The 13,449-nt window shown below is 69.7% G+C and carries 12 protein-coding genes; 9 read left to right on the plus strand and 3 right to left on the minus strand.

What is annotated here, in order from left to right; genetic code table 11:
• Positions 1 to 26: 26 nt before the first annotated feature.
• The gene (locus C1746_RS11720; protein ID WP_116715689.1) at positions 27 to 2,054 is read left to right on the plus strand and encodes an aconitate hydratase; all 2,028 of its coding nucleotides are present in this window, start codon (positions 27 to 29) and stop codon (positions 2,052 to 2,054) included.
• A 63-nt stretch (positions 2,055 to 2,117) separates the two neighbouring features.
• Here C1746_RS11720 and C1746_RS11725 read toward each other — a convergent pair whose 3' ends face one another.
• Entirely contained in the window at positions 2,118 to 4,334 is a 2,217-nt protein-coding gene (locus C1746_RS11725) for a molybdopterin-dependent oxidoreductase (RefSeq protein WP_116714752.1), read from the minus strand.
• 133 nt (positions 4,335 to 4,467) lie between these two features.
• On the opposite strand from C1746_RS11725, the gene C1746_RS11730 reads away from it, so the two are divergent.
• The 3 genes from C1746_RS11730 to C1746_RS11740 all read left to right on the plus strand — a co-directional run bounded on the left by C1746_RS11730 (position 4,468) and on the right by C1746_RS11740 (position 8,025).
• On the plus strand, positions 4,468 to 6,156 hold the full coding sequence (locus C1746_RS11730) for an acetolactate synthase (RefSeq protein ID WP_116714753.1): 1,689 nt from the start codon (positions 4,468 to 4,470) through the stop codon (positions 6,154 to 6,156).
• A gap of 76 nt (positions 6,157 to 6,232) precedes the next feature.
• Complete coding sequence (locus C1746_RS11735) at positions 6,233 to 7,624, plus strand: acyclic terpene utilization AtuA family protein (RefSeq protein ID WP_116714754.1); 1,392 nt, start codon at positions 6,233 to 6,235, stop codon at positions 7,622 to 7,624.
• Positions 7,624 to 8,025: an AtuA-related protein gene (locus tag C1746_RS11740; protein WP_116714755.1), complete on the plus strand. Its 402-nt coding sequence runs from the start codon at positions 7,624 to 7,626 to the stop codon at positions 8,023 to 8,025. Before C1746_RS11735 ends, C1746_RS11740 begins: the two co-directional genes overlap by 1 nt.
• A gap of 7 nt (positions 8,026 to 8,032) precedes the next feature.
• On the opposite strand, the gene C1746_RS11745 is transcribed toward C1746_RS11740, so the two are convergent.
• The gene (locus C1746_RS11745; RefSeq protein ID WP_116714756.1) at positions 8,033 to 8,680 is read right to left on the minus strand and encodes a TenA family protein; all 648 of its coding nucleotides are present in this window, start codon (positions 8,678 to 8,680) and stop codon (positions 8,033 to 8,035) included.
• A gap of 29 nt (positions 8,681 to 8,709) precedes the next feature.
• On the minus strand, positions 8,710 to 9,258 hold the full coding sequence (locus C1746_RS11750) for a hypothetical protein (RefSeq protein ID WP_116714757.1): 549 nt from the start codon (positions 9,256 to 9,258) through the stop codon (positions 8,710 to 8,712).
• A gap of 68 nt (positions 9,259 to 9,326) precedes the next feature.
• On the opposite strand from C1746_RS11750, the gene C1746_RS11755 reads away from it, so the two are divergent.
• The 5 genes from C1746_RS11755 to C1746_RS11775 are packed head-to-tail and all read left to right on the plus strand — an operon-like array spanning position 9,327 to position 13,447.
• Complete coding sequence (locus C1746_RS11755) at positions 9,327 to 10,331, plus strand: PhoH family protein (protein WP_414627971.1); 1,005 nt, start codon at positions 9,327 to 9,329, stop codon at positions 10,329 to 10,331.
• Positions 10,328 to 10,885 carry an rRNA maturation RNase YbeY gene (ybeY, locus tag C1746_RS11760; protein ID WP_116714759.1) on the plus strand — a complete coding sequence of 186 codons (558 nt, stop codon included), beginning with the start codon at positions 10,328 to 10,330 and terminating at the stop codon, positions 10,883 to 10,885. The genes C1746_RS11755 and ybeY overlap by 4 nt, the downstream gene beginning before the upstream one ends.
• A complete protein-coding gene (locus tag C1746_RS11765; protein ID WP_116714760.1) occupies positions 10,882 to 12,258 on the plus strand; it encodes a hemolysin family protein in 1,377 nt (458 codons plus the stop codon). The genes ybeY and C1746_RS11765 overlap by 4 nt, the downstream gene beginning before the upstream one ends.
• Positions 12,255 to 12,689 carry a cytidine deaminase gene (gene cdd / locus C1746_RS11770; RefSeq protein WP_116714761.1) on the plus strand — a complete coding sequence of 145 codons (435 nt, stop codon included), beginning with the start codon at positions 12,255 to 12,257 and terminating at the stop codon, positions 12,687 to 12,689. Before C1746_RS11765 ends, cdd begins: the two co-directional genes overlap by 4 nt.
• 56 nt (positions 12,690 to 12,745) lie before the next feature.
• Positions 12,746 to 13,447 (plus strand): cupin domain-containing protein, encoded by a 702-nt coding sequence (locus tag C1746_RS11775; protein ID WP_116714762.1) that lies wholly within the window; start codon positions 12,746 to 12,748, stop codon positions 13,445 to 13,447.
• Positions 13,448 to 13,449: the final 2 nt, after the last annotated feature.

A 13,449-nucleotide genomic window follows, 5' to 3' on the forward strand; every position in this document is an offset into this window, starting at 1 on the left:
AACGGAGCATCCGCGTGTCCGAGCCCATGAACGTCGCCCGCAAGATCATCAGCGAGCACCTCGTCGACGGCGAGATGACGCCCGGCACACCGATCGGGCTGAAGATCGACCAGACGCTGACGCAGGATGCGACTGGCACCATGGTCATGCTCGAACTCGAGGCGATGCAGTTGGACCGTGTCCGCACCGAGGTGTCGGTGCAGTACGTCGATCACAACCTGATCCAGCAGGACCACAAGAACCCCGACGACCACCTGTTCCTGCAGAGCGCGTGCGAGCGCTTCGGGATCCACTACTCGCGTGCCGGCAACGGCATCAGTCATGCCGTGCACATGGAGCACTTCGGCAAGCCGGGCACGACCCTGGCGGGCTCTGACAGCCACTCGCCCGCCGCCGGGGCTCTGGGGATGGTGGCGATCGGATCCGGTGGGCTCGACGTCGCGCTGGCCGCCGCAGGTGAGCCGCTCCGGATCAAGATGCCCGAGGTCTGGGGTGTCGAGTTGACCGGCGAACTGCCGCCATGGACGTCCGCGAAGGACATCATCCTGGAGATGCTGCGCCGCCACGACGTCGACGGTGGTGTGGGCCGGATCATCGAGTACTACGGACCGGGGTTGGACGGTCTGTCCGCGATGGATCGCCACGTCATCGCCAACATGGGCGCCGAACTGGGCGCCACGACCACCGTCTTCCCGGCCGACGAGGAGGTCCGCCGGTTCCTCACCTCGATGGGCCGTGAGGGGGACTTCACCGAGATCGTCGCCGACGAGGGCGCATCCTACGACCACCACGAGTCGATCGACCTGTCCGCCATCGTCCCGCTGATCGCCGAGCCGGTCTCGCCCGGCAACGTGCGACCGGTCAGCGAGGTGGCCGGCAAGCCGATCTCACAGGCCTACGTCGGCTCCTCGGCGAACCCTGGCTATCGGGACTTCGCGATCTGCGCGGAGATCGTCAGAGCCGCGGGCGAGCGGGCCAACACCGCCGTCAGCTTCGACATCAACCCCTCGAGCCGGCAGGTGCTCGCCAACCTGATCAACGATGGCCACCTGCTCAGCCTGGTCACCGCTGGCGCGCGCATCCACCAGGCCGGCTGCAACGGCTGCATCGGCATGGGTCAAGCGCCGGCGACCGACACGATCTCGCTGCGCACGACGCCCCGCAACTTCCCGGGTCGCTCCGGGACGATGGAGGACATGGTCCATCTGTGCTCGCCGGAGACGGCGACAGCATCGGCGCTGACCGGCGTCATCACCGACCCGCGCGACCTGGCGGACAAGTACGGCATCTCCTTCCCCCAGGTCACCGACCCGGAGACGCCGATCATCGACAAGGAGAACCTCCTCGCGCCGGTGCCGAAGGAGGAGGCGCTGCAGGTGAAGTTGCGCAAGGGGCCGAACATCGCCTCGATCCCCGACTTCGACGGCGTGCCCGATGCGATGGACCTCGAGGTCATGCTCGTCGTCGGCGACGACGTCTCCACCGACGAGATCTCCCCGGCCGGCTCCCGGGTGCTGCCGTTTCGGTCCAACATTCCCAAGATCTCGGAGTTCACCTACGACATCGTCGACGAAACCTATCACGTGCGTGCCGCCGAGGCGCGCGACGACGGACGGGGCCACGCAATCGTCGGCGGGACCAACTACGGGCAGGGCTCCTCCCGCGAGCACGCGGCGCTGGCGCCGCGGTACCTGGGGTTGCGGGCGGTGCTGGCCAAGGACTACGCGCGCATCCACTGGCAGAACCTCGTCAACTTCGGGGTCCTGCCCCTCGAGTTCACCAGCGACGAGGACAAGGACGCAATCAACAGCGGCGACGTGCTGGAACTGCGTGATCTGCACGCAACGCTGGCAGGCGGCGGTGACGTGGCCGTCAGGAACGCGACCCAGGGCACCGAGTTCCGGATGTCGCATCGCCTGTCTGAGCGTCAGGTCGACGTCCTGCTCGCCGGCGGCGTCATCAACGTGATGAAGGAGCGACTGGGCGGCTCGGGCGAGCCCGTCGCCACCGATCAGGTCGCGCCAGGCCGCGAGGACGGTCCCGGCGACCGCTGACGTCGGTCGCCAAGGTGCGTGCACCAGCCGTGGTTGAGACTGACGGCCACGCTGACCTTCGGCCTAGCCGACTGACAGCGGCGCAGGCTCGACCGTCACCTGTACCCCATTCAGGATCGCGTTCCCGCTCAGGGGGTCCACGTCCGGGCCGGTCAGGACGTTCGGGTTGACGCCCGGGTGCTCGGTCGCCACCGACAGCTGGACCCCGTCGACGTCATGCCCCCAGCCGTGCGGCAGCGAGACGGTGCCCGGCGTGATCCGCTCAGTCACTTCCACCACGACCTCCACGGTCCCGGTCTTCGACGTCACCCTCGCCCGTCCCTCGTCCGCCAGGCCCCTCGCCTCAGCGTCCTCCGGGTGCATCTGCAAGCTCGAGCGGTTCGTGCCGCCCAGCAGCGCCTCGACGTTGTGGCCCCAGGAGTTGTTGGACCGCAGGTGCCGCCGGCCGACCAGCAACAGCCCGTCCGGATCCTGCTCGAGCGTCGCCACCAGGCGTGGGAGGTCCTCGATGATCGCCTGCGGCGCGACGTCCACCTCGCCGGACGGGGTGAGCAGCACCTCCGGCAAGCGCGGCTCGAGCGGCCCCAGGTCCAGACCGTGCGGATGCCACTGCACCTCGTCCAACGTCAAGCCGTCGGGAACGGACCCGAAGCCGTCTCCGAATGGCCCGACCCGGATGAGGAAGTCCAGCCACCGCTCCGGACCACGACGTTCGCCCAGCTGGTCCAGCACCCACGACGGCTCCTTCCCTGCGATCGGGGACGACGCCGCCGTCACCTCCTTCTGGATGTGGGTCGACAGCACGAACGTGTCCACGGCATCCACGTCGCACGCCGCCCCCAATCCGCGGAGGATGCCGGCCAACCTGGCGTGCACCTCCCACTCCTGCGGCTGATCGGTCTCGAACACCGGATCCGACCAGTTGGCGACGTTGCGGATCGCGAGCTGCATGAAGGCCACGTCGTAGTGCGACCGCTGGAGGACGGACGGGATGGGCAGCACCACATCCGCATGCCGGGTGGTCTCATTGCGGTAGCAGTCGACCGAGATCATCACGTCCAGGCCAGTCAACGCCTCGGCGACCCGATCCCCGTTCGGCACGGACAGGGCGGGGTTGCCCGCAATGGTGATCAGCCCGCGGACCGGTCCGTCGAGCAGCTCCTCGGCGAACGCGGCGGAGGGCAACTCGCTGAACACCTCCGGAAGACCGCGAACCGCGGTGTGGTAGCGGCCGAACCTGGTCTCCCGTGCCGCCGCCCCCGACGAGGAGTTGGTCTGCCCGGCAGCCGCGGTCGTGAACATGGCCCCTCCCGGCCGGTCGAGGTTGCCGGTCAGGACGTTGATGACGTCGACCAGCCACGACGTGGTGGTCCCGAAGGCAACCGTCGTGGTTCCCAGTCGCCCGTACACCGCCGCCGAGGGTGCGGCGGCCAACTCGCCGGCGACCCGTCGAGTCACCTCGGCCGGCACCCGCGTGGGACCCGCTACCGCCTCGGGCGTGAACGGTGCCAGCGCCTCTGGCAACACCTCCAACCCGGCAACACCTTCGACAGGAGGGGAGGCCGTGCCCGAGGCCAGCAGCGTCTGTGCGATCGCGGCCAGCCACAGGGCGTCGGTGCCCGGGCGGATGCCGATGTGCTCGTCTGCCGCTCGGGCCGTCCGGCTGACCCGCGGGTCGACCACCACGAGCCGCCCACCTCGCTGGCGGAGCGCACGAAGCCGCCCCGGCATGTCGGGCGCCGTCATCAGGGAGCCGTTGGAGGTCATCGGGTCCGCGCCCAGGACCAGCAGGTAGTCGGTGCGGTCGATGTCCGGGATGGGGATCGACAGCTTGTGGCCGAACATCAGCGCCGCCGAGACGTGCTTGGGCTGCTGGTCGACCGTCGTCGCCGTGAACACGTAGGGGCTGCCCAGTGCCTTCGCCACAGCGGGGGTGGTGTAGGCGCCGGCGAGGTTGTGGACGTTCGGGTTGCCGAGGTACATGGCCACGACGTCACGGCCGTGGGCCTCGATCAGACCCATCAACCGCTCCTCCACGGTCTCCCACGCCTGGTCCCAGCTGACCTCCTGCCCGTCGACCAGCGGCTGCGTGAGGCGGTCCGGGTCGGCGTGCAGTGCCCCGATCGACAGCCCCTTCGGACACGCGAACCCACCGCTGAACACGTCATCGGCGTCCCCCCTGACGGACAGCACGGTGCGCTCCCTCGGGTCGACTTCTATGGCCAGCCCACAGGTGGCCTCGCACAGCGGACAGGTGTGGATGTGGGTTTCGCTCGCCATCGCCGACTTCTCTCCTCCGGGGTCGCCCGTTACCCTGACATGACTCGGGTCACCTTCACAACGTCGCACCCGCCGACACCCGTGACCGCCACCGCCGCGCCCGCAGGCCCGGCCGATCCAAGGACCGCAGCGCATGAGTGATCAGTCCGGAACACGCGTCGACGACAACACGGACCAGCAGGACGAGACCAGCCAGGAGGCCAGCGGCGCCCTGGCCGTCCACGCGCTGGAGGCGGCGGGGGTCGAGCACCTCTTCACCCTCTCCGGCGGGCACATCTTCCCGCTGTACGACGGCTGCCGTCAGACTGGCGTCCAGCTGTGGGACTTCCGCCACGAGCAGTCCGCGACCTTCGCCGCCGAGGGGCTGGCCAAGCTGACCCGGCAGACCCAGGTGGCCGCGCTGACGGCCGGACCGGGAGTCACCAACTCGGTCAGCGCCACGGCCAGCGCCCGCTTCGGCGGCTCACCCCTCCTCGTCATCGGCGGGCGTGCGCCCGCGGCGACCTGGGGCACCGGCAGCCTGCAGGAGATCGATCACACCGCCTTCATGGGTCCGCTCACCAAGTCGGCCACGACGGCCATGACGCCCGACACCGTCGCCCGGACCGTGGCCGAGGCCTACCGCGTGGCCGGGTCATCCCACCGCGGTCCGACCTTCGTCGACATCCCGATGGACGTCGTGTTCACTCCGGCGCAGACCGACACGGTCCGCGCACCCGCCGTCCCGGACACCGTCGCCCATGACCCGAGTGACGTTTCCCGGATCGCCGAGATGCTAGCTGCCTCCACCGCCCCTGTCCTGATCGGCGGCGGGGACGTCTGGCTGGACGGCGCCGTCGAGGCCTTCACGACGTTGGCCGAGACCACCGGCGCTGCCGTCATCCAGAACGGCATGGGCCGCGGCTGCATGCCGGCCGACCACCCGCAGGTCCTCTCCCGCGCCCGCGGTGCCGCGTTCAAGTCCGCCGACCTGGTCATCGTGATCGGCACACCGCTCGACTTCCGGCTGGGCTTCGGGACCTTCGGTGACGCCCGGACCGTCCACATCGCCGACCACCCCGACCAGCTCTCCTCGCACGCCAGCCCGGCGGCGACGGCTGCGGGCTCCCTGGGGCCGCTGCTCCAGGCGCTGACCGAGGCCGCCGGCGGGCCATCAGGCGAGATCGCCCAGGCTCGAGCCGCCAGACTCGACACCCTGCGAGATGCAGAAGAGGCAAAGGCTGCCGAGGACGCCGACCTGCTGACCACGGACGGCACCACCATCCATCCGGCCCGCGTGTACGGCGCACTGCAGGAGGTCCTCGACCGTGATGCCGTCGTCATCGGTGATGGGGGCGACTTCGTCAGCTTCGCCGGCCGGTACGTCAAGTCCTACCAGCCAGGCCACTGGATGGACCCGGGCCCGTACGGCTGCCTCGGCACCGGCATGGGGTACGCCGCCGCCGCCCGGATCGCCCACCCCGACAAGCAGGTCGCGCTGATGCTCGGCGACGGGGCTGCCGGGTTCTCACTGATGGACGTCGAGTCGCTGGTCCGCCAGGACCTCCCGGTCGTCATCATCTGCGGCAACAACGGCATCTGGGCACTCGAGAAGTTCCCCATGCAGCAGCTCTACAACGGCTGGGACGTCGCCGCCGACCTGCAGCCGCAGCTCGGCTATCACACGGTCGTCGAGGCCATGGGGGGCGGGGGAGAGGTCGTGACCGACTCGCGGAACCTCACCGCAGCCATCAAGCGGGGGTTCGACGCCGGTGTGCCCTACCTCATCAACGTCATGACCGACCCGACCGTGGCCTACCCCCGGTCCACCGCCCTGGTATGAGCCGCGGTCTGGCCGCATCGCGATCGGCCACAGCACGACGGGCCCCGTCGCGGCCGACCGCCGGCAGCACCAGTCGATGATGCCCGCACAGGGTGAGGGGGCCGTGCGAGTCGCCGGTGGCCAGGGCTTCTACGGCGACACGCCGCTGGCCATCGCCGACCTGCTGACCGAGCAGCCCGACTACGTCTGTCTGGAAGCGCTGGCCGAGCTCACGCTGGCCATCCTGGCCAAGGACCGCGGACGCGACGAGACCCTGGGCTACACCCGCGACCTGCCGCTGTACCTGATGCAGCTGCTGCCGACATTGCTGGAGCGCCGCGAGGGGTCACGGCCCCTCCGGGTCATCACCAACGCGGGCGGGATCAATCCGTTGGGCGCGCTCCGGCTGCTACAGGCCCAGGCCGAGCCGTTCGGCCTCACCGGCCTGACCGTCGCCGTCGTGCAGGGCGATGACCTGCGATCTGCCCCGGACCTGCTGCCCGAGGGCTTCCCCGCCGCCGAGGAGCTGGCGTTCGCCAACGCCTACCTGGGCGTCGCCGGGATCGTCGAGGCGCTGGAGGCGGGCGCCGACATCGTCATCACCGGACGGGTCGCCGACGCCGCCCTCTTCCTCGCGCCGCTGGTGCACGAGCACGGCTGGGCCATCGGGCCCGACGGACTGGCTGAGCAGGACGTGAACCGGCTGGCCGCCGGCACGGTCGTGGGCCACCTGCTGGAGTGCTCCGGCCAGTCGACGGGCGGCAACCACGCGGGGGAGTGGTGGACGGTGCCCGAGCCGTGGCGGTACGGCTTCCCGCTGGCCGACGTGACGGCCGACGGTACCGCGACGATCTTCTCGCCGGAGGTGGCCGGTGGGCGGGTCGACTTCGACACGGTCCGCCAGCAGCTGCTGTACGAGGTCGGCGACCCAACCAGCTACCTGACCCCGGACGTGGTCGTCGACATGACCACCGTGCAGCTGGACGACCGGGGCGATGGCCGCGTGGTCGTCACCGGCGTCGAGGGCCGTCCGGCGACCGGGCTGTACAAGGCCGTGGGCGCCTCCCGCGACGGGTACGCCGCCGACTTCTCGATCGCGTTCGGCTGGCCCGACGCACCGGCGAAGGCACGAGCAGCCGCGACCATCGCACGCAAGCGGATCGCCGAAGCCGGGATCGAGCTGGCGGACTGGCACACCGAGATCTTCGGACTGAACGCCCTGCACGGGCCTGCAGCGTGGCAGCCCGGCCAGTCGGACCCCGAGCCCAGCGAGGTGGTGCTCCGCCTGGCGTGGAAGACCACCGAGTCCGCCGCGTGCGCCCAGGTTGGCCGCCACCTCATCCCCATGGCGCTCTCAGCCCCGCCGCCCGGGTTCAGCGGCGCCAACCGATCCCGGCCGAAGCCATCCGGGCTGCTGCAGATGCACACGGCGTTGATCCCCCGTGGACCGGTCGACGCTCGGCGTTCGGTGATCGTGGAGGTGCTGTGATGGCCGTTGAGCCACGACGGACGGTCCAGGTGAACGATCTGGCCTTCGCCCGGCCCGGCGACAAGGGCAACGACGCCGACGTGTCGGTGTTCGCTCGATCACCGGCGGCGTACCAGCACCTCGCGGCGGTGCTGACGGCCGAGCGGGTGGCCGAGCACTACGGCGACCTGGTCCGTGGCGACGTCACCCGCTGGGAGGTCCCGAACGTCCGCGCGCTCACGTTCCTCCTCCGTGATGCGCTGGCCGGTGGCGGGCCGGCCAGTCTGCGGGCTGACAACCTGGGCAAGGCCCTGGGCGGAGCCATCCTGCGATTGGAGATCGAGGCACCCGAGGGGCTGGTGGCGGAGGGGGTCCACCCACCACCGGACCCCTATCGCGAGGCCGGCTGGGTCGTCAGGTAGCGGTCGCTCAGCCGGGCAGCGCGGCGCCACTCCGATGGGCGGAGTCGAAGAAGGCCCACTCCAGCTCCATTGCCGTGGTGTAGGTCTGACGGAGCCGGCCCTCGTCAACCGGTGCCTCGAGCGTGACGAGGTCGTCGAGCAGGTCGTCCATGGCCGTCGCCAGCTGCTCGAAGTCGTCGGAGCTGTAGGTCTCCACCCACTCGCGGTACGCGGAGTCGGGATCGGTGTCCTCCCGCATCTGCTGCCCCAACCAGGCGTACAGGCGCATGCACGGCGTCATGGCCGCGGCCAGCAGGTGGAGCGGCTCGAGCGCGGCGGTTGCCAGCAGGAAGTCGGTGTAGGCGCGGGTGGCCGCGGTCGGCCTCGGGTGCAGGTCCACGCCCCAGCGCTCCGCGTAGGCGCCGTGGAGGGCCTGCTCGTCCATCGCCCCGTCGAGGAGCGTCTTGAACCGCCGCATCGTCGGTGCATCCGGCGAGCGGGCGATCCCCAGGGCGTAGGCCTTGGCGAAGGCGTCCAGGAAGAACGCGTCCTGTCCGACGTAGTGCTCGAAGGCCGCACGATCGAGGGATCCGTTGGCGATCCCGGTCAGGAACGGATGGGCGAGGCAGGCAGAGGCGGTGGTCGTCGACTCGGCCCAGAGGCTGGTGGCGTCCATGGCCCGGGATGGTAGGCGGAGCAGCGCAGTCAGTTCCCGGTCGACGTATCCGACCGCTCGGAGGGGGCACCGGTCGATGGTGGGTCACCGGGCGGGAACGCCCCGTCCTGGCACAGGGTCGACCCGGAGTCGAACCGCCAGCTGACGGTGTCGTCGTTGTACGACTGGACCGCCAGACCACTCCAGTAGACCGCGTCGAGGACTCCGACAGCGTCGCCGTCATCGAAGACGATGAACTCGGAGGTGTAGGCCTCACCGTTGCCGTCCGTTCCCTCGACCACGAGGGCGGTTCCTCGTCGGAGCGGCCCCTCGTCCGGCAGCGCGACCACGCAGGTGACGGCCGGCGGTGTGGTGGGGGCGACCGGCCCGGCGGTGTCGAGCGTGTCCGGGCAGGTCGTGGCCTCGGACGGTGAGAGCGCACAGAGCCGGTCGGACCGGCCGCTGGCGACCAGGTCGACGGCCTGGTCGAGCAACTCGCGCGCCTGCTCCTCGGAGATGTTCTGCCGCGTCTCGATCAGCCCGCATCCGGTCAGGGCCACGACCAGCAGAACCAGCGCGATGGACAGACGAAGCGGCACGGCCGGCAGGGTATCCGGGTCCGGATTCGGTCCGGCTGCCAGGGGAGGGTTTGTTCCGGTAGACTCGTCTGCCCTTGAGCACCCGTACTGAGCTTCCGAACGCCACACCAACCAGCACGGTCCGCACGACCACCGTCCCGGGCGAACACGCGATGGTCGCACTGCTCGGCACGCACGACGAGCTGCTGAAGCTGATCGAAGCGGACTTCGACGTGGACATCCTGGTTCGTGGCGACACGATCACCATCACCGGTGATCCACTTGAGGCTGACCACGTCGTCCAGGTCTTCGATGAACTCCAGTCCCTGGTGGAGGGCGGGCAGCAACTCGACGCCGGCACCGTCACCTCGACCATCCAGATGGTCACCGGCGCCGATGAGGCCCGCGCGTCGGAGGTGCTGGCCGATGAGGCCCTCTCGCACCGAGGCCGCTCCATCCGCCCGAAGACCTTCGGGCAGAAGCGGTACCTGGACGCCATCCGCACCAACACCGTGACGTTCGGGATCGGCCCTGCCGGGACGGGCAAGACCTACCTGGCCATGGCCATGGCCGTCCTCGCGCTCAAGCGCAAGGAGGTCAGCCGGATCATCCTGACCCGTCCGGCGGTCGAGGCCGGCGAACGGCTGGGCTTCCTCCCCGGGACCCTGTTCGAGAAGATCGACCCCTACCTCCGCCCCCTGTTCGACGCCCTCCACGACATGATGGACGCCGACAACCTGGGGACCCTCATGGAGCGTGGGGTCATCGAGGTTGCGCCGCTCGCCTACATGCGGGGACGGACGCTGAACGACGCCTTCATCGTGCTCGACGAGGCACAGAACACCACCCCGGAACAGATGAAGATGTTCCTCACCCGCATCGGGTTCGGGTCGAAGGCCGTGGTCACCGGCGACATCACCCAGGTGGACCTGCCCGGCGCCAGCCGCTCCGGGCTGCGCGTGGTTCGCGAGATCCTGACTGACATCGACGGCATCGCGTTCGCCGAGCTCTCCAGTCGTGACGTCGTCCGGCACTCGATCGTCCAGCAGATCGTTGCGGCCTACGAGACCTGGGGAGACAATCAGCAATCATGACGGAGGGCAGCAGACCCGTCCTGGTCAGCGACGAGCGCACGTCGGCCGACCAGACCCCCGTCGATGCCGAGCGACTCCGGACGTTGGCCGTCATGACCCTGGACGGCATGGCCGTCCCGCCACAGATGGAGGTGACCGTCATGCTGGTCGACACCGACCGGATGGCGGACCTCAACCAGGAGCACATGGGCCACGAGGGACCGACCGACGTCCTGGCCTTCCCGCTGGACGCCGTCGACGACACCGTCCCGGACCGCCCAGCCATCCTCGGTGACGTCGTGCTGTGCCCTGCCGTCGCGGCTGCCCAGGCCCCGGAGAACGACAGCACGCCGCAGGCCGAGATGGAGCTGCTCATCGTCCACGGGATACTGCACCTGCTGGGGCACGACCACGCCGAGCCGGAGGAGGAGCGCGTGATGTTCACCCTGACCTACAAGCTCCTGGCGACGTTTCTCGCGAGCAACCCCGCGCCCATCGCTGAGTCGAGCACAGCCGAGCCGTCACACGCCCAGCCGGTGCCCGCTCGGCCCAGCGCAGGACAGGACCACACGTGAGCCCCGGACTGATCCAGCTGCTGGTTGCACTGGCGCTCACCGTCATCACCGGGTACTTCGCGACCGCACGGGCCGCCCTGGACCGGATGACCGTCGCGCGAGCCGCCCGTCTGGTGGACGAGGACCGGGCCGGCGCAGCCCGGGTCGTGGCGCTGCTCGAGGGGGCCAGCCGCTCCTGGTCCGCCCTGACGCTGCTGATCGTCCTGCCCTTCGTCACCTCCGTGGCCCTGGTCACCGCAGTCCTGCTGGACCGCCTGAGCACGGGACCGGCCATCGCTGCCGCTGTCGCGGTCACAGCCGTGACCGGGTACGTGGCCGTGGATCTCGTTCCCCGGTCGGTCGCGCTCCGCCGTCCCGAGGACATCGCGTGCCGTACCGCCGGACCCGTCACGGCGGCGACCACACTGCTCAAGCTTCCGGCCATGCTGCTGGTGTGGGCCGGCGGCCGCATCCTGCCGGGGGCCGAGGACGGGGCGGAGGCCTTCGTGACGGAGGAGGCCATCCGCGACCTGATCGACGAGGCCGAAGGACAGTCGATCGAGCCGTCCGAGCGGGCCATGATCCACTCCATCTTCGAGTTGGGCGACACGCTGGTCCGGGAGATCATGGTCCCGCGGCCGGACGTCGTCATGGTCTCCGTCGCGCAGCCGCTGTCGGAGGTCGTCGGTGTGATCCTGGACCACGGCTACTCGCGGATCCCCGTCCACCGTGGGGACGAGCGCGACGACATCGCCGGTGTCCTCTACGCCAAGGACGTGCTGAAGCGGATCCACTTCGAAGGTTCGGAGGAGGGCGACTGGGAGGAGATGATCAGGGCGCCATACGTGGTCCCGGAGCTCAAGAGCGTCGACACGCTCCTCAGTGAGTTGCAGGCCGAGCAGGTCCACCTGGCTGTTGTCGTCGACGAGTACGGGGCCCTGGCCGGCATCGCGACCATCGAGGATGTGCTGGAGGAGATCGTCGGCGAGATCGTCGACGAGTACGACTCGGAGGAGGCGTTGGTCGAGGTCGAGGGCGATGGCGTGTGGCGGGTCGACGCGAGGCTGCAGGTGTCCGCGCTGGAGGAGATCACCCAGACCGACCTGCCCGACGACGACTGGGACACCGTCGGCGGCCTGCTCTACGGCGTGCTCGGCCACGTTCCCCGAACCGGTGAGTCGGTCGAACTCGACACTGCTCGCCTCAGCGCCGTCAAGGTGCGTGGCCGGCGAATCGTGGAGGTGCTCGTGGAGCGGATCGATCCCGAAGCGGATGAGGAGACATCGCTCACGGTGGACTCGCACGACGCCGACGGCTCGCGCGAGGAGTCGACCAACGGCGGACGCACCCGCGACCAGGTCGAGGCCGGCGTCACCGAGGAGTCGGCTCGGTGAGCCCGTCACCCGAGGAACTCGACGAGCTGCTCGAGCAGGCCGTGGCGGCCCGCGAGCGCGCCTACGCCCCGTACTCGGACTTCCGGGTCGGCGCGGCGCTGCGGACCACGGACGGCACCGTCTTTCGCGGCTGCAACGTCGAGAACGCGGCGTATCCCGCGACGATCTGCGCTGAGCGGACGGCCCTGGTCGGCGCAGTGGCCGCCGGTCATCACCACTTCGACGCCATTGCGGTCGTCGGCTCGGGCCCGGGGGCGACGACGCCCTGCGGGGTGTGTCGTCAGATGCTCTTCGAGTTCGCTCCCGACCTCGTCGTCCACGCCGCCGGGACCGATGGGGCGACGATGACGGTGCGTCTGGGAGAGGCCCTGCTGCCACACGGCTTCGGGCCGGCCCGTCTGCGCGCCGCTGGCGGCGGAACCGCTCCCTAGGAGCAGGTTTGGGGGTGGCTTGTCCCAATCCTGCGTAGGTATGCTCGACAACACAGATGCTCGACGACAGCGATGAGCACCGTCCCTACGAGGACTATGCGGTGCGCCATGTCATGGGCAGTCTCGATGAGTCAGAGTCCGGCGCCTTCCGGTCCCACCTCCTTGACTGCTCGGAGTGCCGTGCCCGTGTTGGCGAGCTGCGTTCGATCGCCTCGGACCTGGCGGAGGTCGAGCGGACCGAACGGCTGGAGCGGGCGGCTGCGCGCGTGGAGATCAAAGAGCGCGAGTCCGAGGAGGAGGTCGCGCCGCCCGATCTCGAGGAGCCGCCGTCACGCTCCCTGCGAGCGGCGACTATCGCCGGGATCCTCTTGATCGTCGTGCTCAGCGTCTGGAACTTCGTCCTCCGGGCGCAGAACTCGGATTTGTCCACGGCGGTCTCGGCCCTCAACGGCGCCGCGGAGACGGTGAACTTCGGGGACGCCTGGACGACCGAGGACACGGCGCTGGGGCATGAGGGGGTCGCGCGGGTGGATGATGGTCGGCTGGCCATCCTCGTTCGGGGGACCGACGACGACGCGACCTACTCCATCACATTCTTCGATGCCGATGGGTTTCGGCTTGACCGGGACCGTGTCCGCTCGACGGGCGGACAGGTCCGCTGGTTCGTGAGCAACATGCCGGCCAGCTTCGCCCGGGCCGAGCTCTCGCTGCAGCGAGGGACCGGGGACACCGTCATCTTCCGCGCCTCGGCCAACTAGGA

Source organism: Euzebya tangerina (assembly GCF_003074135.1).
GTDB lineage: Bacteria > Actinomycetota > Nitriliruptoria > Euzebyales > Euzebyaceae > Euzebya > Euzebya tangerina.